Annotated in this window: 21 protein-coding genes and 1 riboswitch; of the genes, 7 read left to right on the top strand and 14 right to left on the bottom strand. The window is 57.0% G+C overall.

Annotated features, from left to right (window positions below):
- Positions 1-48: 48 nt before the first annotated feature.
- From HW561_RS15120 to HW561_RS15095, 6 genes are all read left to right on the top strand, one after another.
- Positions 49-1,215: an alpha-hydroxy acid oxidase gene (locus tag HW561_RS15120; protein WP_176866174.1), complete on the top strand. Its 1,167-nt coding sequence runs from the start codon at positions 49-51 to the stop codon at positions 1,213-1,215.
- Positions 1,216-1,336: 121 nt separating this feature from the next.
- Positions 1,337-1,990 (top strand): 50S ribosomal protein L25/general stress protein Ctc, encoded by a 654-nt coding sequence (locus HW561_RS15115; RefSeq protein WP_176866173.1) that lies wholly within the window; start codon positions 1,337-1,339, stop codon positions 1,988-1,990.
- A 170-nt stretch (positions 1,991-2,160) separates the two neighbouring features.
- The gene (gene pth / locus HW561_RS15110; RefSeq protein ID WP_176866172.1) at positions 2,161-2,844 is read left to right on the top strand and encodes an aminoacyl-tRNA hydrolase; all 684 of its coding nucleotides are present in this window, start codon (positions 2,161-2,163) and stop codon (positions 2,842-2,844) included.
- Between the two features lie 81 nt (positions 2,845-2,925).
- Positions 2,926-4,089, top strand: coding sequence for a serine hydrolase domain-containing protein (locus HW561_RS15105; protein WP_176866171.1), 1,164 nt, complete (start codon positions 2,926-2,928; stop codon positions 4,087-4,089).
- 9 nt (positions 4,090-4,098) lie between these two features.
- The gene (locus tag HW561_RS15100; protein ID WP_176866170.1) at positions 4,099-4,476 is read left to right on the top strand and encodes a DUF2237 family protein; all 378 of its coding nucleotides are present in this window, start codon (positions 4,099-4,101) and stop codon (positions 4,474-4,476) included.
- A gap of 85 nt (positions 4,477-4,561) precedes the next feature.
- Positions 4,562-4,882: an antibiotic biosynthesis monooxygenase family protein gene (locus HW561_RS15095; RefSeq protein WP_176866169.1), complete on the top strand. Its 321-nt coding sequence runs from the start codon at positions 4,562-4,564 to the stop codon at positions 4,880-4,882.
- Between the two features lie 54 nt (positions 4,883-4,936).
- On the opposite strand, the gene trpB is transcribed toward HW561_RS15095, so the two are convergent.
- From trpB to HW561_RS15055, 8 genes are all read right to left on the bottom strand, one after another.
- Positions 4,937-6,184: a tryptophan synthase subunit beta gene (gene trpB, locus HW561_RS15090; protein WP_176866168.1), complete on the bottom strand. Its 1,248-nt coding sequence runs from the start codon at positions 6,182-6,184 to the stop codon at positions 4,937-4,939.
- 145 nt (positions 6,185-6,329) lie between these two features.
- The gene (locus tag HW561_RS15085; RefSeq protein WP_176866167.1) at positions 6,330-6,974 is read right to left on the bottom strand and encodes a phosphoribosylanthranilate isomerase; all 645 of its coding nucleotides are present in this window, start codon (positions 6,972-6,974) and stop codon (positions 6,330-6,332) included.
- Between the two features lie 9 nt (positions 6,975-6,983).
- Positions 6,984-7,334 carry a lipopolysaccharide assembly protein LapA domain-containing protein gene (locus HW561_RS15080; RefSeq protein WP_176866234.1) on the bottom strand — a complete coding sequence of 117 codons (351 nt, stop codon included), beginning with the start codon at positions 7,332-7,334 and terminating at the stop codon, positions 6,984-6,986.
- Between the two features lie 7 nt (positions 7,335-7,341).
- Positions 7,342-7,626 carry an integration host factor subunit beta gene (gene ihfB, locus HW561_RS15075; RefSeq protein ID WP_037310872.1) on the bottom strand — a complete coding sequence of 95 codons (285 nt, stop codon included), beginning with the start codon at positions 7,624-7,626 and terminating at the stop codon, positions 7,342-7,344.
- A 271-nt stretch (positions 7,627-7,897) separates the two neighbouring features.
- A complete protein-coding gene (gene rpsA / locus HW561_RS15070) occupies positions 7,898-9,574 on the bottom strand; it encodes a 30S ribosomal protein S1 (RefSeq protein ID WP_176866166.1) in 1,677 nt (558 codons plus the stop codon).
- A 265-nt stretch (positions 9,575-9,839) separates the two neighbouring features.
- Positions 9,840-10,142: a DUF6525 family protein gene (locus HW561_RS15065; RefSeq protein ID WP_268952757.1), complete on the bottom strand. Its 303-nt coding sequence runs from the start codon at positions 10,140-10,142 to the stop codon at positions 9,840-9,842.
- Between the two features lie 227 nt (positions 10,143-10,369).
- Positions 10,370-12,055 (bottom strand): tryptophan halogenase family protein, encoded by a 1,686-nt coding sequence (locus tag HW561_RS15060; protein ID WP_176866164.1) that lies wholly within the window; start codon positions 12,053-12,055, stop codon positions 10,370-10,372.
- Positions 12,056-12,358: 303 nt separating this feature from the next.
- Positions 12,359-12,874 (bottom strand): hypothetical protein, encoded by a 516-nt coding sequence (locus tag HW561_RS15055; RefSeq protein WP_176866163.1) that lies wholly within the window; start codon positions 12,872-12,874, stop codon positions 12,359-12,361.
- Positions 12,875-13,093: 219 nt separating this feature from the next.
- Between HW561_RS15055 and HW561_RS15050 the strand changes: the two genes are divergently transcribed.
- Positions 13,094-13,573 carry a YHS domain-containing (seleno)protein gene (locus tag HW561_RS15050; RefSeq protein ID WP_176866162.1) on the top strand — a complete coding sequence of 160 codons (480 nt, stop codon included), beginning with the start codon at positions 13,094-13,096 and terminating at the stop codon, positions 13,571-13,573.
- Between the two features lie 27 nt (positions 13,574-13,600).
- Here the strand turns inward: HW561_RS15050 and cmk are convergent, their stop codons facing one another.
- The 6 genes from cmk to HW561_RS15020 form a co-directional block, all read right to left on the bottom strand.
- Complete coding sequence (cmk, locus tag HW561_RS15045; protein WP_176866161.1) at positions 13,601-14,218, bottom strand: (d)CMP kinase; 618 nt, start codon at positions 14,216-14,218, stop codon at positions 13,601-13,603.
- A complete protein-coding gene (gene aroA / locus HW561_RS15040) occupies positions 14,215-15,561 on the bottom strand; it encodes a 3-phosphoshikimate 1-carboxyvinyltransferase (RefSeq protein WP_176866160.1) in 1,347 nt (448 codons plus the stop codon). Before aroA ends, cmk begins: the two co-directional genes overlap by 4 nt.
- 67 nt (positions 15,562-15,628) lie before the next feature.
- A complete protein-coding gene (trmB, locus tag HW561_RS15035; protein WP_176866159.1) occupies positions 15,629-16,339 on the bottom strand; it encodes a tRNA (guanine(46)-N(7))-methyltransferase TrmB in 711 nt (236 codons plus the stop codon).
- Between the two features lie 103 nt (positions 16,340-16,442).
- Positions 16,443-17,624 carry a methionine adenosyltransferase gene (metK, locus tag HW561_RS15030; protein WP_176866158.1) on the bottom strand — a complete coding sequence of 394 codons (1,182 nt, stop codon included), beginning with the start codon at positions 17,622-17,624 and terminating at the stop codon, positions 16,443-16,445.
- 5 nt (positions 17,625-17,629) lie between these two features.
- A riboswitch (SAM-SAH riboswitch) is annotated at positions 17,630-17,677 on the bottom strand.
- Positions 17,678-17,719: 42 nt separating this feature from the next.
- Positions 17,720-19,225: an apolipoprotein N-acyltransferase gene (lnt, locus tag HW561_RS15025; RefSeq protein ID WP_176866157.1), complete on the bottom strand. Its 1,506-nt coding sequence runs from the start codon at positions 19,223-19,225 to the stop codon at positions 17,720-17,722.
- The gene (locus HW561_RS15020) at positions 19,222-20,109 is read right to left on the bottom strand and encodes a hemolysin family protein (protein WP_176866156.1); all 888 of its coding nucleotides are present in this window, start codon (positions 20,107-20,109) and stop codon (positions 19,222-19,224) included. The genes lnt and HW561_RS15020 overlap by 4 nt, the downstream gene beginning before the upstream one ends.
- Between the last annotated feature and the right edge of the window lies 1 nt (position 20,110).

Here is a 20,110-nt window from a genome sequence, read left to right as displayed (position 1 = left end):
GCATCCAGTGGTTACAAACCCTTACTCAGTCCAGAGAGGTCCCTGATAATGCCCGTAATTACCACGATCGAAGACCTCCGACGGATATACGAACGCCGCGTGCCACGGATGTTCTACGACTACGCCGAAAGCGGCAGCTGGACCGAGCAAACATTTCGCGAAAACAGCTCGGATTTCGAACAGATCCGCCTGCGCCAGCGGGTCGCCGTGGACATGGCCGGACGGTCGACCGCATCTCAGATGATCGGCGAGGACGTTTCCTTTCCCGTAGCACTTGCCCCCGTCGGGCTGACCGGAATGCAACATGCTGATGGCGAGATGAAAGCCGCCAAGGCTGCCGAGGAATTCGGCGTCCCATTCACATTGTCTACCATGTCAATCAACTCGATCGAGGATGTGGCGGAACACACCAACAAACCGTTCTGGTTTCAGCTCTACACGATGAAGGATACGGATTACGTCAACCGCCTGATCCAGCGCGCCAAAGATGCGAAATGCTCGGCGCTTGTTATCACACTGGATCTCCAGATTCTGGGGCAGCGACACAAAGATCTGAAAAACGGTTTGTCCGCTCCGCCAAAACTAACGGCGAAAACCATCGCAAACCTGATGACCAAATGGGGCTGGGGCATAGAAATGCTAAGCGCCAAACGCCGGGAATTTGGCAATATCGTCGGCCATGTCGAGGGCATTTCGGACGCATCATCGCTGGGGGCGTGGACGGCGGAACAGTTCGATCCCAGTCTCGATTGGAATAAGGTCGAAAAGCTGATGCAGCAATGGGGCGGCAAGGTGATCCTCAAAGGCATACTGGACGCCGAAGATGCGAAGATGGCCGCCAAACTGGGTGCAGATGCCATCATCGTGTCCAACCACGGCGGACGACAACTGGACGGTGCCCTCAGTTCGATCCGCGTGCTGCCCGAGATCATGGATGCGGTCGGCGACGATGTCGAAGTGCATCTGGACAGTGGAATCCGGTCTGGCCAGGACGTCCTAAAAGCTCTGGCGCTCGGGGCAAAAGGGACACATATCGGTCGCGCATTTGTTTACGGCCTGGGCGCGATGGGACAGAAAGGCGTGACCACAGCTCTGGACGTCATTCAGAAGGAACTGGACACCACCATGGCCCTGTGTGGCGAGCGGAATGTGGGCGATCTGGGGCGGCACAATCTGTTGATCCCCGAAGATTTTGGCGGGCGCTGGCAGGATTGACGCGCCTGCGCACCTGAAGGGACAAAAATCCCTTTCCAAACCCAATGAATCAAGCTATGGACGCCGCTTCACGCGGGCATACAGCCTTGGAGGATGCCCGCCCTAACATTGGAGAATTAACATGGCTGGTGAGATTCCTGATCTCGTAGCTCTGGAACGGACGGGGACAGGCAAGGGCGCCGCTCGTAAAGCACGCCGCGAAGGCATGGTTCCGGGCGTTGTATTTGGCGGCGACAAAGACCCGCTGGCAATCCAGATCCCATTCAACGTACTGTTCAAGCGCCTGAAGGCTGGCCGATTCAAGTCGACCCTGTGGAACCTGAAGGTTGAAGGCCAGGAAGACGTCCGCGTCATCTGCCGCGACGTTCAGCGTGACATCGTCAAAGACTTGCCGACCCACCTGGACCTGATGCGCCTGCGCCGGACCACCAAGATCGCGCTGTTCATTCCTGTTGAGTTCATCAACGAAGAAGAAGCACCCGGCATCAAGAAGGGCGGCGTTCTGACCGTTGTCCGTCCTGAGGTTGAACTGGTCTGCACCGCTGGCGACATCCCCGAGAAGATCACTATCGATCTGACCGGCATGGAGATCAACGACGTCGCAACCATCTCGTCGGTTGTTCTGCCGGAAGGCACCAAGCCGACCATCGATCGTGATTTCGTAATTGCCAATGTCTCGGCTCCGACCGGTCTGGTCACGGATGATGACGAAGAAGAAGGCGAAGTCGCGGCTGACGAAGTCGAAGTTGTCGGCAAGGAAGAAGCAGAAGAATAAATCCGCATCCAAGTATTCGGATTTTCGAACGGGGTTCCTTTGGAGCCCCGTTTTTTTGTTAAACGCTGATACCTTTACTTCGAGCGTCACTCTGGTTTGCCTCGACTGGATTTCCGTTCGAAATCCGGGCATGAGGATGTCAGGCAAATTCAGACGCGCGGAGCATTGTCATGAAACTATTTGTGGGATTGGGAAATCCGGGTCAGAAATATACCCGGAACCGGCACAATATCGGCTTCATGGCTGTAGACCGTATCGCCGAGGATCACGGGTTCGGCCCGTGGAAATCCAAATTTCAGAGCGACATCGCCGAAGGGCGATTGGGATCCGAAAAGATCCTGCTGCTCAAGCCTCAGACATACATGAACCGCTCGGGCCAGTCTGTCGGTGAAGCGATGCGGTTTTATAAGCTCGACTCGACCGATGTGACTGTTTTTCACGACGAGCTGGATCTTGTACCCGGAAAAGTCCGCGTCAAAGCCGGTGGCGGCCACGCCGGGCACAATGGCCTTCGATCGATCCACGACCACATCGGCGCCGCTTATGATCGCGTGCGGCTGGGCATTGGGCATCCCGGCCGCAAGGAAATGGTTTCACCCTACGTGCTCAGCGACTTCGCAAAATCCGAAGGGGAGTGGCTGGACAACGTTCTGCGCGGGGTCTCGGACGGCGCGGCGCATCTGGCGCAGGATGAGGGTGGCAAGTTCATGAACGCAGTGGCCTTGCGCACGGCCCCGCCGCGATCCTCAAAATCGCCCGCATCCCCGACTTCCGAGGCTAAACCGCAGGCACAGCCGGAACCGGTGGCAGATGAGCGGTCGGCGATGCAGAAACTCATGGACAAGTTCAAGTGATCTGTCTGCTCTTTCCGTAACGTCGTGATTGCGGAGTAACCAACCTCGCGTTCCAATGCCGATCGAAGAGGGAGGCACCGTATGAGACCTGTGTTTAAGTGGCTGTTGCGCATCATTCTGGCTTTGGCACTTGCAGCCGTTGTCGTCGGGCTGTGGAAACGCGAAGAGATACAGCGTCTGATGGCCGTGAACTCGCTGTTTTCGGAAGAAAAGATCGTTCACAACTTTTCTCATATGAACGAAGCCTTTCTGACAGCCGATCTGCCACGCGGCAACGCGCCGACCTGGGAGCTGCCCTATGGTGCCGGCTTTGACCTGCCCGAGGGAACCGATACCTGGATCGATGAGCGGTCCGTAACCTCTTTGCTGGTGATGCAGAGCGGACAAATCCGGTTTGAGGAATACTATCTGGGCACCGCAGCCGAAGACCGCCGGATATCCTGGTCCGTTGCCAAAAGCTACCTGTCGGCCCTTTTGGGGATATTGCTGGAGGAAGGCGCAATCAACTCGCTGGACGATCTGGTCGTGGAATACGCCCCACATTTGAAAGGCAGTGCTTACGAGGATGCAACAATCCGCAATGTGCTGAACATGGCCAGCGGGGTGACTTTCAACGAGGATTACCTGGACCCCAGCTCCGACATTAACCGCATGGGTCGCGTGGTCGCTTTGGGCGGGGAACTGGATGATTTCGCGGCCGCGTTGCAAGACAGTTTCGCAACGCCGGGCGATATCTGGCAATATGTTTCAATCGACACCCATGTGATCGGCATAGTGATCCGCGGTGCAACCGGTCGTAGTGTGACCGAGCTGATGACTGAAAAAATCGTGCAACCCTTGGGGCTTGAACGCGACGGTTATTACATCACCGACGGTGCCGGAGTGGCATTTGTGTTGGGCGGATTGAACTTTACCACCCGTGACTTTGCCCGTTTCGGTCAAATGATCCTGCAAAACGGCAATCATGATGGGCAACAGCTGGTGCCAGCCGAATGGATCGCCGAGGCAACACGCGCCAGTGCCCCCACCGAACCCGGCAGGACAGGCTATGGCTATCAATGGTGGATTCCGGTTGATGCACAAGACGGAGAATTCTTCGCACGCGGCGTCTATGGCCAATACATCTACTTTGATCAGGCGCGCAATGTCCTCATCGTCACCACCGGGGCGGATCGCGAGTTTCGCACATCCGGCGTCAATGCGCAGAATATCGAAATGTTCCGCAACATCGCCCGAAAGCTGTAAGATGGGCACATGCAAAAACAGGACAGCATAAATGTACTGGGGGGCGTCCTGGCCCCCTGCTCGCGCGACCCGGTCACTGGATTCTTTCGTGACGGCGCCTGCAACACCTGCCCCGAGGATCAGGGCAGTCACACAGTGTGCGCCATCATGACGGCCGAATTCCTGGCTTATTCGAAATATGTCGGCAACGATCTGAGCACTCCACGGCCCGAATTCGATTTTCCCGGCCTCAAGTCCGGAGACAGTTGGTGTCTGTGCGCAGCGCGTTTTTTACAAGCTCATGACGAAGGGTGCGCGCCCAAAGTTCATCTGGAGGCGACCCATCAGCGGGCCCTGGACATCGTCCCTTTGAACATTCTGCATCAACACGCTGTCGGCGCAAATTGACGCGACACCAAAAATTTCGTCTATGTCGAAAGCCAGCCACGACCGCGTCCAGCCAGCACCCGATAGCGCTTAAAAGAGGTAAACCATGAGTTTTATTGCTATGAATCGCTTCAAGGTCCGGCTGGGCAGCGAAGCGGATTTCGAAACCACCTGGAGAGAACGCCAAGGCCGCCTGAGAGAACTACAGGGATTCCAGGAATTCCGGATGCTGAAAGGGCCAGAAGGGGACGGGTATCGCCTGTATTCCAGCCATGTGATTTGGGACCGCCGGGAAGATTTCGAGGCATGGACCAAATCCGAACAGTTCCGCCACGCGCACAAGAACGCAGAAAACAACAAAACCCAATCCCCCCTCATGGGGCCACCGCAGTTTGAGGGCTTCGAAACCATTCTGCACGAAAAATAGAAAGAAACCGGCCCCAACATGGGACCGGTTCAATCCGTTGGGCCGCGTCAGCGACTAGTCAGCTGCGCGGCCCTCGGTATCCGACATATCGAACTTCAGGTAACGCGCGACGGTCTGCACATCTTTGTCGCCACGGCCACACATGTTCATGCAAATGATGTGATTCTTGGGAAGATCAGGCGCGATTTTCATCACATGCGCCAGCGCGTGGCTGGGTTCAAGCGCAGGAATGATGCCTTCGGTCGCGCAACACAGCTGGAACGCTTCCAGCGCCTCAAGGTCGGTGATCGAGACATATTGCGCGCGTCCGATTTCGTGCAGCCACGAATGCTCGGGACCTATACCGGGATAATCCAGACCGGCCGAGATCGAATAGCCTTCGAGGATCTGCCCATCATCGTCCTGCAGCAGGTAGGTGCGGTTGCCGTGCAGCACGCCCGGGCGGCCACCAGTCAGCGAGGCACAATGCTCCATCTTTTCATTCACGCCCTTACCCCCAGCTTCGACGCCGATGATGTTGACGTCCTTGTCGTCGAGGAACGGGTAGAACAGGCCCATCGCGTTTGACCCACCGCCAATCGCAGCGATGAGTGTGTCGGGCAAGCGGCCTTCGGCCTTGTGCATCTGTTCCTTGGCTTCCTTGCCAATGATCGACTGGAAATCACGAACCATTGCCGGGTACGGGTGCGGACCGGCCACGGTACCAATGCAGTAAAATGTGTCGCGCACATTGGTCACCCAATCACGCAGCGCGTCGTTCATTGCGTCTTTCAGCGTGCCACGGCCCGAAGTTACTGGAATCACTTCGGCCCCCAACAGGCGCATGCGGAATACGTTTGGCGCCTGACGCTGCACGTCATGCGCGCCCATGTAGACGATGCACTTGAGGCCAAACTTGGCACAGACGGTGGCAGTCGCAACGCCGTGCTGCCCTGCCCCGGTTTCTGCGATAATCCGCGTCTTGCCCATACGCCGCGCCAGAATGATCTGACCCAGCACGTTGTTGATCTTGTGGGCGCCGGTATGGTTCAGCTCATCGCGCTTCAGATAGACCTTAGCACCGCCCAGATGCTCGGTCAGCCGTTCCGCAAAATACAGCGGCGAAGGGCGTCCGACATAGTTGGCCCACAGATCATCCATCTCGGCCCAGAAGGTGGGGTCATCCTTGGCTTTCTCATATTCCTCTTCCAGCGACAGGATCAGCGGCATCAGCGTTTCACTGACAAACCGTCCGCCGAAAATGCCAAAGCGGCCCTGTTCATCGGGACCGGACATGAAGGAATTGAAAAGATCGTTGGCCATGGATGTCTCCCTCGTCATACCCGTTGTTCATAGGAGGTGGCGCAGGGATTTGCCATCGCAAATCGCATCCTTTCGTGGCCTCGGAATGCCACGGGCATGATCTATCCCTCGCGTTCGAGGGATACACATTACGGCCCAGATCAGATCACCGAAGGGATGTTGCGAAGGCGTGGATCAGGGATGTGTCCTTCACACCCGGCGCGCGCTCGACCCCGGACGACACATCAACCTGCTGTGCTCCGGTCATTCTGACAGCTTCAACCACATTTTCAGGCGTGAGCCCACCGGCCAGCATCCAGGGACGACGCCAGTATTTTCGCCCGGCCAGCAAACGCCAGTCAAACGCCAACCCATTACCCCCCGGCAATTCGGACTGACGGGGTGGTTTGGCGTCGATCAGCAATTGATCTGCGATGTCCGAATAAAGATCAATGGCGGCTAGATCCTCGGCTTCGGCAATGCCAACAGCCTTCATCACCGGCAACCCGAACCGGTCCCGAACTTCGGCCACACGATCGGGGCTTTCTTTGCCGTGCAGTTGCAACATGTCCAGAGGAACTGTGGATACGATTCGATCTAGCTCTTCGTCCGAGGCGTTCACGACCAACGCCACTTTGGCAATTCCAGCCGGAACCAGATGCGCCAACTCGGCCGCTGCAGGAAGCTCAAGATTGCGCGGCGATTTGGGGAAAAAGACAAAGCCGACATAGCCCGCACCGGCATCTGCGGCAGCACGCACATGTTCGGGGGCGGTCAAACCGCAAATCTTGAACTTAACATCATCGGACATTGGGCCGTCTCAGCTTGCCTCATCCAGCAGGGCCAGCACTTCGTCTTGACCTTCATTCTGCTTTTTCTTGAGCTTCTTGACCTCGCGCTCAAGCTTGCGGACTTCGCTTTTCTTCGTGGTCGCGTCGCGGCGGTGCTTATGCTCGCGCAGCCACTCCCACATGAAGCCGATGACCAGCCCGGCAACAACGCCACCCAGTACAATCAGAAACAGCGGCAATGATGTACTGAGATTAAAGCCCAGAAGTTCGGCCAGAGCGTCTGGCATCAGCTTCAGTTCGACGGATTGAACATTGGCCAGCGACACCGAAATCAAAATGATTCCCAAGGTCACCAGAAAAGCATATCGAAGGTAGCGCATCATGAGGTCAGGCTTTACCGTTCAATCGATCCCGTAGCAACTTGCCAGTCTTGAAAAATGGTACACATTTTTCCTCGACCTGCACTGTTTCACCCGTTCTTGGGTTACGACCAACGCGGGCGTCCCGCTGTTTGACCGAAAACGCGCCAAACCCGCGCAGTTCGACCCGATCGCCACGCGCCATGGCGTCTGTGACTTCTTCGAATACGGTATTCACGATCCGCTCGACATCCCGCTGATAGAGATGCGGGTTTTCGTCGGCAATTTTCTGAATCAATTCTGAACGGATCATGCGTGATACCCTCCCAGGCGGCCGGTGTGACATGTCTATGTTCTGGACAGTATAGGGAAAAATCCGGATCAGGGGAAAGCAATCTCTGTGCGATCAGAGATCATTTTGCGGCAATCTCACGCGATTTTTTGCCTGTTAGCCGAATTTCCACACTTAATGCGCGAGCGATACCCGGAATAACACGAGAAATCGGAACATATTGATTCGCAACAAAAACGGCCCCGCGCAATTGCGCGGGGCCGAAAAGTCGTGTTCGGGATGCAGTCCAGGCTTAGTCGCCGGATTTCAGCGCTGCACCCAGAATGTCGCCCAGCGACGCGCCCGAGTCGGAAGAACCGTACTGTTCCACGGCCTCTTTCTCTTCGGCGATTTCGCGTGCCTTGATCGACAGGCCAAGACGGCGGGTCTTGCTGTCAACATTGGTGACGCGAACGTCGATCTTGTTACCGACCGAGAAACGCTCGGGGCGCTGTTCGGCACGGTCACGTGACAGATCCGAGCGGCGGATGAAGGATTTCATGCCTTCGTATTCCACCTCGATGCCGCCATCTTCGATTGCGGTCACTTCGACGGTGATGATCGAGCCGCGCTTCACGCCACCCACGGCTTCGGCGAACTTGTCACCGCCCAGGGCTTTGATCGACAGCGAGATACGCTCTTTCTCAACATCCACTTCCGAGACGACAGCCTGCACCACATCGTTCTTGTGGTAGTTCTGGATGGCATCTTCGCCGCGCTCGTCCCAGGACAGATCCGACAGGTGAACCATGCCGTCGATGTCGCCTTCGAGGCCGATGAACAGACCGAATTCGGTGATGTTCTTGACTTCGCCTTCGACTTCGGTGCCCTCGGGGTGTGTTTCAGCAAACACTTCCCATGGGTTACGCTGAGTCTGTTTCAGGCCCAGGGAAACGCGACGCTTGGCGCCATCGATTTCCAGAACCATGACGTCGACTTCCTGGCTGGTCGAAACGATCTTGCCAGGGTGGACGTTTTTCTTGGTCCACGACATCTCGGACACGTGCACCAGACCTTCGACACCGGCTTCCAGCTCGACGAACGCGCCGTAATCGGTGATGTTGGTGACGCGACCCTGATGCACCGAGCTCAGCGGGTATTTCGCAGCAACCAGATCCCACGGATCGTCCTGCAGCTGTTTCATGCCGAGGCTGATACGGTGGGTCTCTTTGTTGATCTTGATGACTTGGACGTTGATGGTTTCGCCAATCGTCAAGATTTCGGACGGGTGGTTCACACGACGCCATGCCATGTCGGTGACGTGCAGCAGGCCGTCAACACCGCCCAGGTCAACAAACGCACCGTATTCGGTGATGTTCTTGACCACGCCTTCGACGGTCTGACCTTCGGTCAGGTTACCGATAACTTCGGCGCGCTGTTCGGCACGTGATTCTTCCAGGATTGCACGACGCGAAACAACGATGTTGCCACGGCGGCGGTCCATTTTCAGAATCTGGAACGGCTGCTTCAGACCCATCAGTGGGCCTGCGTCGCGCACGGGGCGTACATCAACCTGCGAACCGGGCAGGAACGCAACTGCGCCACCCAGATCGACGGTGAAGCCACCTTTGACGCGACCAAAGATTGCACCTTCGACGCGCTGGTCGTCAGCATATGCTTTTTCCAGACGGTCCCATGCCTCTTCACGGCGGGCCATCTCGCGAGAGATGACGGCTTCGCCGCGGGCGTTCTCTGCGGCGCGCAGGTAGACTTCGACCTCGTCGCCAACAGTGATTTCAGGGGCTTCGCCGGGATTTGCGAATTCTTTCAGATCAACGCGGCCTTCCATTTTGTAGCCGACGTCGATGATGGCCTGGCCCGCTTCGATCGCGAGAACCTTGCCTTTGACAACAGAACCCTCTTCGGGCGTGTCCATTTCGAAGCTTTCGTTCAGGAGGGCTTCGAATTCCTCCATGGTTGTATCAGCCATCTGGCAGTGTTTTCCTTTACATACGTTTTTACTGGCCGAGCGGTTGTTTCCGCCGGTCTTGTTTCATGGCGTCACCAGACGTGGTTCGGTGCGTATCGGAGACAACAAACACAAAGGGCCGAGGTAACCCGGCCCTGCTCAGATACGTCATCCGGACGTTGACCGCCCTTGTCGTGACAGCGCGCGTATAGGCCGTTTGGCGGGATTGTGCAAGTGCAAAGCCCTGCCCCGTATGGGTTACAAAGGATTTGCCCGCCCGATTGGTTTAGGCATTCACCTCCCAAATACGTGCATCGCGGCACAGCATTGACCGCTCAATCGTGTCCAGCCGTTCCAACGCGGCTTCTGGATTGCGATCTCCTCCGGCATTTTCCCAGATTTTCAGTGCCGAGGACGGGCTCCAAGGCAGACATGCTTCGGCCAACCAATGTCGCAACGTTGAAGGGAGCGTATCATAAGCCTGCATAGTGCGCCCCTGCCGCTTTCTGCGCGTCAGATGTGTACGAAGGTTTCGACTGGTTCGGCGCCCAAGCCATAAGTCACGTGAAGAAGCGATTGCAGCTGGCATAAACAAATCTCTTTTTGGTGTCAATTTATGATATGTTATTATATCTCATTTATGGCGTGATCAAGAGGCGCTGATCCTCTTATCAATGGGATGATACCCTTTGCGGTCGCTTGGGTTTTCTCCCCTTTCATCGAAAATTCCACGATTAGCTCACGTTGAAGGGCAGAGATATTACTCTCCGCCCTTCAACTTTGCCTCAAAATATATGCGCAGAGCGCAAAGAACTTCTAGAACAGTTGCAAATCCTTTGCGCCGCTTTGGATTTCAGCGTGGTTCGGCATGTTCTGGATCGTCACGGGTGCCGGTGCCACGCCCGGCATCGCCACCGTCGGTTTCACCGCTGCCGCCTGGCCAAAGGCTGGTTGCTTCAACTCTCCTCGGATATCGCGCAGCAGCGTTTTGTGATCCGGCATCGATTTGAGTATCTTCGCAAGCTCCACATTTGCGCCCCTCAACCACTGGAACCAAATTGGTCTCTTCAACGGCCGCAGACGATCGCGGATGCCAGCACCGTAGCCCGTATCATAAACCTGCTTACCCAAAAGAACCGTCTGATAGACGCGAAAGTTAAACAACGTTGCGAACTCGATATCGTGTTCCAGTGGCAGGCGGTGCTGCCACAATTCCAGGTTTTCCGCCAACCGGTCCGGTATTTTCATCTCGGTGCGCGCGTCGATCCAGTATTGGTCATCGGTGCGGTTGCCCAATCGATAGTGCAAACAGATGAAATCCAGAACTTCGTCATAGAGATTATTCATCTGCCGATTATATCTTGTCCGCAGTGACGGCGCGATGTCTCGCGTGGGCAAGTGCTCTGCGAACCAGCGCACCGCATGATCAACCATGTGGATCGCAGTACTCTCTAACGGCTCAATAAACCCGCCGGACAGACCGATCGCCACACAGTTTTTGACCCAAGCATTGCGCACACGCCCGATACGCATCGGGATCACGCGCGGCGTCGCACCCTTGCCGCTGTCACCCAGCCATTCGAGGTATTCATCTGCCGCCTGATCATCGGTACGATGCGCGGATGAAAACACATAGCCCGTGCCCACACGGTTATAGAGCGGCACCCGCCATGTCCAACCTGCGCCAAGTGCAGTAGACCGTGTGAGGCTTTCGATCTTCTCTGGGTTGGGATGCTCGATCTGCAACGCCAGGGCGCGATCGTTTGGCAGATAGTCCGAATAGTCCATAAACGGTTCGCCAAGTGCTTTATTGATTATCAACCCACGAAACCCGGTGCAATCTACGACCATCTCGATGTCATGGCAGCCCCTGCGCTCTAACATCAGATGGCTGACGTTGCCCTGCTCATCCAGCTCAACCGATTGCACCTCGTCTTGGATATGCTCCACGCCGCGCTTGGTGCAGACCTTAGAGAGCATGCCCGCAAATTTCACAGCGTCCAGATGATACGCATAGCCAAACCGCTGCTCAAATTCGGACTGACCCAACTGCCGCGCGCCTTTGCACAGGCGGCCCAGATCATCGTGCGGCGAGATGGACTGCGTAAAATCCCGATCTCCATTGCCAAAGCGCAAGAAATACTCGGCAGACTCCAACCCCTCCAACATCTGGCCGTGGGCAAAAGGGTTCACATAATCGATGCGATTACCCTTGGCGTCCTTGTTCCAATTGCAAAACTTCACACCCAGTTTGAACGAAGCGTTGGTCTCGCGGAAAAAATCCCGCTCTGAAATGCCCGCCTGACGGAGTGTGACCGGCATGCGCGGCACCGTGGCCTCGCCTACACCCACGGTGGCGATGTTGGGGCTCTCAATCAGGCAGATGCGCGGGCGATCCATTTGCCTTGAAGTGCGGGAAAGCACCATGTCCAAGATCAGCGCGGTCATCCAACCTGCCGTGCCACCACCCACAATGGTGATTTTGCGTAAACGATTATTCATGTTTTCAGTCCCTGTTGGCTTAGGGAATTATGTAGCTGCTTTCCCCTTTTTGGGTTTGTATAGCAGCTTTCCCTTTTCGCTTTATTAGGGAAACTATAGCAGCTTTCCTGCATCCAGCTAGGGCCTATGGCGCCCTGGCCTGCATACACATCCGGCCCCGTAATCCACATTGACAGATCCTCCGCCCCCGGTTCCGCACAAATCCGCGAGGCGTTCGAAGCAAACCCTGCCGCTATCTCCCTCAGCATGATGGCTTCTGCGAGAAAGGCTGACATCAGGGTAAGCGCAAATTCTAGGCGTGTGTCAGATTTCCTCGCCTTTCTTCAGAAGTTCTTCGATCAGAGCGCGCTGAAGATCATTGCTGTCGCCCCCTCCGAATTCCGCCACACCACCGGAATACAGGGTGCCGTACGTATTGGCGATGTTCACCGTCTGGGCCAGTCCCGAGATCAGCTGGTCTCTGTCCAGCCGAGACAACGGGTGGATGAACGCAGCCCACAAGGTGCCATTGGCGATCGCGTAGCGCGCATCCAGCGTGCTGTCAAAATTCGCCTGCATCATGCGTTGCAGGTCCTCGGGCGACAAATCTGCGGCGCTGCTGATCGCTACCATCGCCCGCATTCTGTCTGCATTGACATCGGTGATCACCAGCACTGGCACGTCCGAGATTGTCAGTTCGAACCCCGGGCCGGTGGGTTGCGCATCAGGGTCGAGGGCAAAGATGATCTTGCCCAACCTCTCATAGTCCATCGGTGGCTCCGCCTCTTGGGCGGCCAAGCTTCCAGCCATAAAAATCAGCGCAAGGGCAAGTCGTATCATGGTCATTCTCCTGCAGACGACAGTCCAACCATAGGTGTCGATCCGCGCACTGACCAAACAAAGCTTGGTGAACGGGTTTTTCTGATAATTCAGAATTCTGAACGATCTGCAAAGAGTAGCGTATTTTCTGTCATAGTACGTTCGGATTAACGTTTCTATCTTTGCTACAGCGGTCGACGCTCAGCTCGACCCGAACCTGAAAGCAAAAAGGAAATCACAATGAAATCTCTGATTTTGGCGTCTTTGATCGCGACCGTGCCTCTGATCGCAGCCCCCGCCTTTGCCGCAGATGAGATCAACGTCTCGAGCGGTATCTCGGCCGCTGGCGCGCCTCTGGCCGTTCATGGCGTCGATGTTGTTACGCTGGTCAATGACGGCAACCCGGTTGACGGGTTCGCAACCCACTCCGCCACCTACGACGGCGCGTCCTACTACTTTACCACCGCTGAAAACCGCGAAGCGTTCGAGGCAAACCCAGCCGCTTATCTGCCGCAGCATGGCGGGTTCTGCTCGTTTGGCGTGTCGGTCGGCAAAAAATTCGACGGCGATCCGGATCAGTATCTGGTTGCGGATGGCAAGCTGTACCTGTTCCTGAACGCAGCGACCCGGGCCAGCTTTCTGGAGGACGTGAGCGGCACTTCGAAAACCGCCGACAGTCAATGGTCGAATATCAAAAGCATCGCCGTCGGCGAGCTGTAATCTGACCTGATCAGGCTGCCTGCGACGTCACCGCGTCGCGGGCAGCATACTTTCGATGACCTCAATTGCCTGAGCCAACGCTTCATCAATGCTCAGATCCGAAGTGTCCAGTAAGATGGCATCCTCGGCAGGTTTCATCGGTGCGGTACTGCGTTCGGCATCCCGCGCATCACGTTCCTGCACATCCGACAACACCTGAGCGCGCGTCACGTCCGCCCCCTTGGCGTTGAGTTCCAGAAAACGGCGTTCAGCCCGGACTTCGGCACTGGCAGTGACGAACAGCTTCACGTCCGCTTTCGGACAAATCACTGTTCCGATGTCACGCCCATCCAACACGGCCCCCCCTGCCCGCCGGGCAAAGGCGCGTTGAAAATCAACCAGTGCCGCGCGGACCTCAGGGATGACAGCCACTTTCGAGGCCGCCTGTGCAATCTCGGCAGTACGTAAGTCGCCTTGTGCAAGCTCTTCGGCCGTCAAATCCTGTGCGGCGGCAACCGGATCGGTTCCGTTCAACGTCCGCCGCCCTACAGCGCGATACAACAGCCCCGTATCCAGATGAGCAAATGCGAAATGCGCCGCAACGGCCTTCGAGATCGTCCCCTTGCCTGCCGCAGCAGGGCCGTCGATCGCGACCGCAAAGCTCATGTACGGTCTACGCGCGCACCTAGCGACGCCATCAAGGGTTCAAAGATCGGGAAAGATGTTGCGATCGGGCCACCATCGTCGACCGATACCGGGGTTTTTGCACCCATACCCATAACCATGAAAGACATGGCGATGCGGTGATCCAGAAAGCTCTCGCATGTGCCGCCGCCTGGGATGCGGCCAATGCCCAGCCCATCAACGGACCACCAATCGTCACCTTCTTCCACAGTCACACCGTTGGCGCGCAGACCCCGCGCCATCGCATCAATGCGGTCGCTTTCCTTGACCCGCAGCTCTTTCACGCCGCCCATCATCGTGGTCCCGCTGGCATTGGCCGCAACCACCGACAGCACAGGGTATTCGTCGATCATCGACGCCGCGCGTTCCGGCGGAACTTCGATACCCTTCATGTCGGGCGAAAAGCGCGCGCGCAGATCGGCAACCGGCTCGCCGCCCTCGATCCGCTCATTCTCATAAGTTAGATCGGCCCCCATCTCACGCAGTGTAGTGAATAGGCCAGCACGTGTCGGGTTCAGGCCGATTCCGGGCACCAACACATCCGACCCCGGAGTGATCAGAGCCGCGCAAACGGGAAAAGCCGCGCTGGACGGATCGCGTGGAACAGCGATGACCTGAGGCTTCAGCTCGGGACGTCCGGTCAACGTGATCACGCGCCCCTCGTCCGTATCCTCGACCGTGACGTCTGCCCCAAATCCGGCCAGCATACGTTCGGAGTGGTCGCGCGTGGCCTCTTTCTCGATCACAACTGTCTTGCCGGGTGCATTCAGCCCGGCCAGCAATACCGCAGATTTCACCTGCGCAGATGGTACCGGGACCTCATAGCGCACCGGAACCGGCTCGGCCGCGCCTACGATAGTCATCGGCAACCGACCACCGGAACGGCCGACAGCCTGCGTTCCGAACAACGCCAATGGGTCAGTGACACGCGCCATCGGGCGTTTGTTGAGGCTGGCATCGCCGGTAAAGGTCGCGCTGATCGGACAGGTCGCCATCGCGCCCATGATCAACCGAACGCCGGTGCCAGAATTGCCGCAGTCAATCACCTGATCGGGTTCCGCAAAACCACCGACGCCAACGCCGTGCACCGCCCATTCACCATTACCGTGATCCGTGACCTCGGCCCCAAAGGCGCGCATGGCCTTGGCGGTGTCCAGAACATCTTCGCCTTCCAAAAGTCCCGAGATTTTGGTCTCACCCACCGCCATTGCCCCAAGGATCAAAGACCGGTGCGAGATCGACTTGTCGCCGGGCACCTCTGCCGTGCCAGTCAGCGGGCCGCAGGGATGCGAGGTCATCGGGATGGGCGTGCCGTGTCCGGACATGAGGGCTCCTTTTGCGCTATCGTACCTCAGGCCGATTAGCGAATTGAGGCCGGTTGGTCCAGTGCAATCACCCCGTACGGCGGAAGGTCAGGTAATGCGGGGTACGCCCTTCGCGCAGGGCTTTTTGTTCATACCGAGTTGAAATCCAGTCATCCCACGGCTCGCGCCAGTCTGCAGGGCGTTCTGCTAGCCATTCAAAGCCAGCACGCGGAACTTCTTCCAGAGTTTGCCGGACATAATCGGGAATATCCGTTGCAACGCGGAAAATAGACCCCGGCTTCAGGACGCGGGCCAGCGGCTGCAGATGTTCCTGTGTGACGAAGCGGCGGCGATGATGCCGTGTTTTGGGCCATGGGTCAGGGTAAAGAAGGAAGGCGCGTGAGATACTGGCATCCGGTAGAACATCAAACAAATCACGTGCGTCACCCGGATGTACGGCCAGATTATCGACATCAGCACGGCGGATCTTTCCCAGCAGCATGGCAACGCCGTTGATATAAGGCTCGGCCCCGATAATGCCGATATCGCGGTTGCTCTCGGCCTGATGCACAAGATGCTCACCGCCGCCAAAACCGACCTCAAGCCATATCGGCTTGCCACCAAACAGACCATCCAGATCCAGAGGTTGGCGTTCCGGATTGCTGTCCCAATCCACCGCACCGGGTGCAAGCGCGGCCAGATCTTCGGTCAAATAGGTCTTCTGGCTGGGCTTCAGGGTCTTTCCCTTGAAGCGGCCATAGAAGTTTCTGCGAGGGCGTTGCGGGGTCTCGGTGCTCATGCCGGTGGCCATACCGCCGGGCCGACAGCGTTGCAAGGGGTGTGATCCCTCGCGTGCAATCGAAAAAGCGCGCCGAAACCGACGCGCTTTTTGTTTCTTTGGTTTAGACCGCTTGTTTCAACGCATCCGCCAAATCGGTGCGTTCCCAGCTGAAACCACCATCGGCTTCCGGCTCTCGGCCAAAATGCCCGTATGCCGCGGTACGCTGATAGATGGGTTTATTCATCTGCAAATGCTCACGAATGCCACGCGGTGTCAGGTCAATCACCTGATCAATAGCTTTTTCGATTTGGGCATCAGCGACTTGCCCCGTGCCATGCGTGTCGGCGTAGATCGACAGTGGCTTGGACACGCCAATCGCATAGCTCAGCTGGATGGTGCAGCGTTCGGCCATGCCTGCCGCAACCACGTTCTTGGCCAGATAGCGCGAGACATAGGCAGCCGAGCGGTCCACTTTGGTCGGATCCTTGCCCGAGAACGCACCGCCGCCGTGCGGCGCGGCACCGCCATAAGTATCCACGATGATCTTGCGTCCAGTCAGGCCCGCATCGCCATCCGGTCCGCCAATCACGAATTTGCCCGTGGGATTCACATGCCATTCGGTGTCAGCTGTTACCCAACCCTCAGGCAGGGTTTCGCGGATATATGGCTCGACAAGCTGACGAATGTCATCCGAGGTCAGAGCTTCATCCAAATGCTGCGTCGACAACACGATCGAGCTGATGCCGACCGGTTTACCATCGCGGTAAATCACCGAAAGCTGAGATTTCGCGTCAGGGCCTAGTGCAGGCTCGGTCCCGTTTTTGCGAACCTCGGCCAGACGGCGCAGGATCGCATGCGAATACTGGATCGGTGCCGGCATCAACGCAGGTGTTTCGGTCGTGGCATATCCGAACATGATGCCCTGGTCACCAGCGCCTTCGTCTTTGTTTTCAGCCGCGTCCACACCCTGTGCGATATGTGCAGACTGTTCGTGCAGCAGGTTCGTCACCTCGACCGTTTCGTGGTGAAACTTGTCCTGCTCATAGCCGATATCCTTGATACAGGCGCGCGCGATATCTTCGATGCGGCCCATATAGTCATGCAGCTTTTCCTGATCAGACAGACCTACTTCTCCACCGATGACGACCCGGTCGGTCGTAGCAAAGGTTTCGCACGCAACGCGCGCTTCGGGTTCTTCATTCAGAAATGCGTCAAGTACAGCGTCGGAAATACGGTCGCAGACCTTATCGGGATGCCCTTCGGAAACGGATTCCGAAGTAAATGTGTAGTTCTGTCGGGACATAATAGTGCTCCATTACAATTTTCTGTCACGCCAGGAAGCCGTTGTGACAGGCAAAATTCGGGATACGCGCGTTATGAGAAAGGGTCAATCGGTAATCAGAGGCGACCCCGGCGGGCGTTGCGCCAGAACATCGCAAAAAGGACCAATAACGCAAAAAAGGAAGGACTATCTCCGGTTCGTGAATAAAACGTCGCGGCGTGAGGTCGCGGCAGAACGGCATCGACATATCCCGCCTGCCCCAGCAACAAAGAGGCCGTAATCTGTCCCAATGGGTCAATCATCGCTGATACCCCGGTATTGGCTGATCGCATCATTGGCAGGCCTTGCTCAATTGCCCGCATTTGCGCCTGCGCCAGATGTTGATACGGCCCCGAGCGCGCACCGAACCATGCATCATTGGTGATCTGCAGCAGGAAATCAGCTCGTCCCGGCGCCCCGTTGACGTCTTGTGGGAACACAGCCTCGTAACAGATCAAGGGCAGCGCCCGTCCCAGTTTGCCCGCATCCATCAACGCAGGCCCGGGCCCCGAGCTAAAGCCGTTTCCGGTGGTCGCCGCCAGCCCATAGATACCAAACCGCGCCAACAGATCACCAAAAGGCACGTACTCACCAAAGGGTGCCAGATGATGCTTGCTATACAGACCATTCTGCTGTCCGGTTTCATCCAGATAGACCATCGAGTTATAGATTCTCGGATCATCCCAGCGTCTGATGCCCAGGAACACAGGTGTACCCTGCGCCGCATCCGCGATTACCGTCAGATGGGGCTGTGCGTTACCAAGCCAGCCAGGCACAGAAGTTTCCGGCCAGACGATCAGGTCAGGTTTGGGTTGCGCCGCGGTGAATTCAATCTGCCGAGTAAAAAACAGAAGCTCATAATCCGGATCCCACTTTTGATGCTGCGGGGCGTTGGGTTGTATCAAACGGACTGTGTTTTCGCCCTCAAGAACGGGCGGGCGCGCCGCTGCGTAGGCCAAAGCCAAAATCACACATACCACGGTGAAGGCACACGGGCGGGCGAACCGGGCTATGGACCGGTTTGCAAACAAGGCGGCGCCCACGGGCAATGTCGCCGCAAACGTCAGCGCCCCCAAACCGTACGGGCCGATCAATGACAAAATCTGAGCGATCGGCGTGTCCACCCAGACCTGCGCAACTCCGGCCCACGGAAATCCGGTGAGCAAATACCCTCGTCCGAATTCCACCAGCGAAAGAGCCACGACCAACAATAATCCCTGACGCTGAGCGGACGCCCCGATCTGCCGCGATGCCCAAAACGCAAACGCCCAGAACAGCGCCAGACCACCCGCCAGAAAGACCAAGGCGAACGGTGCCATCCACGCGTGCCGCGCAGCGTCGACCTGAAAGGGTTCGGTGATCCAGCTGAGCGCGTGCGCAAAATACCCGGTGGCAAAGACCCATCCCACCCAAGCAGCGCGGATACGCGTTTCACTGGCCAGAAATAATGGCACGATCAGAATCAACGCCACCACCGTGGCCAACCAATAGCCAAACGGCGCCAGTCCGAAGGCGCCCAACGCACCCAGCAGAGCTGCCAAAACAAGTCTCAGCCAGAGAGGCCAGCCCTCGGCAGGGTTCATGCAGCGATGTCCGGCAACATGACGCGCAACCGTTTGATGCGACGTGGGTCGGCGTCAATCACCTCGAACTCGGGGCCTTCTGGGTGAAGAACAACTTCTCCCCTCGCCGGTACGCGACCGGACAACATAAAGACCAAACCACCCAGCGTATCGATTTCTTCTTCGTCCACGTCCTCGTGGCTGGTCAAAGACCGGCCGATCTCGGCCTCGAAATCCTCTAGCGGAACACGGGCCTGAACCACATAACAGCCCGGCTTTTCCTGAACCCACAGCTGATCTTCGTCTGCATCATGCTCATCAGCAATCTCGCCCACCACCTGTTCGATCAGGTCCTCAATCGTCAACAGGCCGTCGACGCCACCATATTCATCGATCACCAACGCCATGTGCCGACGTTCCGTCTGCATCTTGGTCAGCAGAACACCAATGGGCATCGACGGCGGCACGAACAGCAGTGTTCTCAGCATGGAGCTCAGATCAAATTCAACTGATCCGCCGTTGAACCCGTGGGTCAGGGCAAAATCCTTGAGGTGAACAAATCCCGAAGGTTTATCCAAAGTACCTTCGTAAACCGGAATGCGCGACAGCCCGCTGTCACGAAATACCTGAGCCAGTTCATCTTTGGTTATCGTTGAAGGCACCGATATGATTTCTGCCGTCGGGATAGCAACATCCTCGACCCGCATTCTACGCAGGTTGATCATGCCACGGGGTTGAGAAGTCGCTGCCTCATGCCCATTGACCGAACTGTCCTGTTCCTGATCCGGGCTTGAAAATACGTCAAATATCCGAGAGAAAAAGCCGCTTTTCTCTTCGATGTCGTTGCTGCTGTTCTGTGATTGCGCGCTCTGCGCCGCCCTAGAACTGCCGTCTGTATCGCCCATA

The organism is Ruegeria haliotis (genome assembly GCF_013377785.1).
GTDB lineage: Bacteria > Pseudomonadota > Alphaproteobacteria > Rhodobacterales > Rhodobacteraceae > Ruegeria > Ruegeria haliotis.
The sequence above is the reverse complement of the archived record's forward strand: the minus strand, read 5'-3'. Positions and strand labels throughout refer to the sequence as shown.

Excerpts from the sequence above, each read along its gene's own strand:
- aroA (WP_176866160.1), bottom strand. The coding sequence starts at position 15,561 with ATGTCCGGACACGGCACGCCCATCCCGATGACCTCGCATCCCTGCGGC.
- HW561_RS15080 (WP_176866234.1), bottom strand. The coding sequence starts at position 7,334 with ATGCGCTACCTTCGATATGCTTTTCTGGTGACCTTGGGAATCATTTTG.
- HW561_RS15085 (WP_176866167.1), bottom strand. The coding sequence starts at position 6,974 with ATGTCCGATGATGTTAAGTTCAAGATTTGCGGTTTGACCGCCCCCGAA.
- cmk (WP_176866161.1), bottom strand. The coding sequence starts at position 14,218 with ATGAGCTTTGCGGTCGCGATCGACGGCCCTGCTGCGGCAGGCAAGGGG.
- HW561_RS15115 (WP_176866173.1), top strand. The coding sequence starts at position 1,337 with ATGGCTGGTGAGATTCCTGATCTCGTAGCTCTGGAACGGACGGGGACA.
- trpB (WP_176866168.1), bottom strand. The coding sequence starts at position 6,184 with ATGGCCAACGATCTTTTCAATTCCTTCATGTCCGGTCCCGATGAACAG.
- ihfB (WP_037310872.1), bottom strand. The coding sequence starts at position 7,626 with ATGATCCGTTCAGAATTGATTCAGAAAATTGCCGACGAAAACCCGCAT.
- HW561_RS15060 (WP_176866164.1), bottom strand. The coding sequence starts at position 12,055 with ATGAATAATCGTTTACGCAAAATCACCATTGTGGGTGGTGGCACGGCA.
- HW561_RS15055 (WP_176866163.1), bottom strand. The coding sequence starts at position 12,874 with ATGATACGACTTGCCCTTGCGCTGATTTTTATGGCTGGAAGCTTGGCC.
- rpsA (WP_176866166.1), bottom strand. The coding sequence starts at position 9,574 with ATGGCTGATACAACCATGGAGGAATTCGAAGCCCTCCTGAACGAAAGC.
- HW561_RS15050 (WP_176866162.1), top strand. The coding sequence starts at position 13,094 with ATGAAATCTCTGATTTTGGCGTCTTTGATCGCGACCGTGCCTCTGATC.
- metK (WP_176866158.1), bottom strand. The coding sequence starts at position 17,624 with ATGTCCCGACAGAACTACACATTTACTTCGGAATCCGTTTCCGAAGGG.
- HW561_RS15120 (WP_176866174.1), top strand. The coding sequence starts at position 49 with ATGCCCGTAATTACCACGATCGAAGACCTCCGACGGATATACGAACGC.
- lnt (WP_176866157.1), bottom strand. The coding sequence starts at position 19,225 with ATGAACCCTGCCGAGGGCTGGCCTCTCTGGCTGAGACTTGTTTTGGCA.
- pth (WP_176866172.1), top strand. The coding sequence starts at position 2,161 with ATGAAACTATTTGTGGGATTGGGAAATCCGGGTCAGAAATATACCCGG.
- trmB (WP_176866159.1), bottom strand. The coding sequence starts at position 16,339 with ATGAGCACCGAGACCCCGCAACGCCCTCGCAGAAACTTCTATGGCCGC.
- HW561_RS15095 (WP_176866169.1), top strand. The coding sequence starts at position 4,562 with ATGAGTTTTATTGCTATGAATCGCTTCAAGGTCCGGCTGGGCAGCGAA.
- HW561_RS15020 (WP_176866156.1), bottom strand. The coding sequence starts at position 20,109 with ATGGGCGATACAGACGGCAGTTCTAGGGCGGCGCAGAGCGCGCAATCA.
- HW561_RS15100 (WP_176866170.1), top strand. The coding sequence starts at position 4,099 with ATGCAAAAACAGGACAGCATAAATGTACTGGGGGGCGTCCTGGCCCCC.
- HW561_RS15065 (WP_268952757.1), bottom strand. The coding sequence starts at position 10,142 with ATGCCAGCTGCAATCGCTTCTTCACGTGACTTATGGCTTGGGCGCCGA.
- HW561_RS15105 (WP_176866171.1), top strand. The coding sequence starts at position 2,926 with ATGAGACCTGTGTTTAAGTGGCTGTTGCGCATCATTCTGGCTTTGGCA.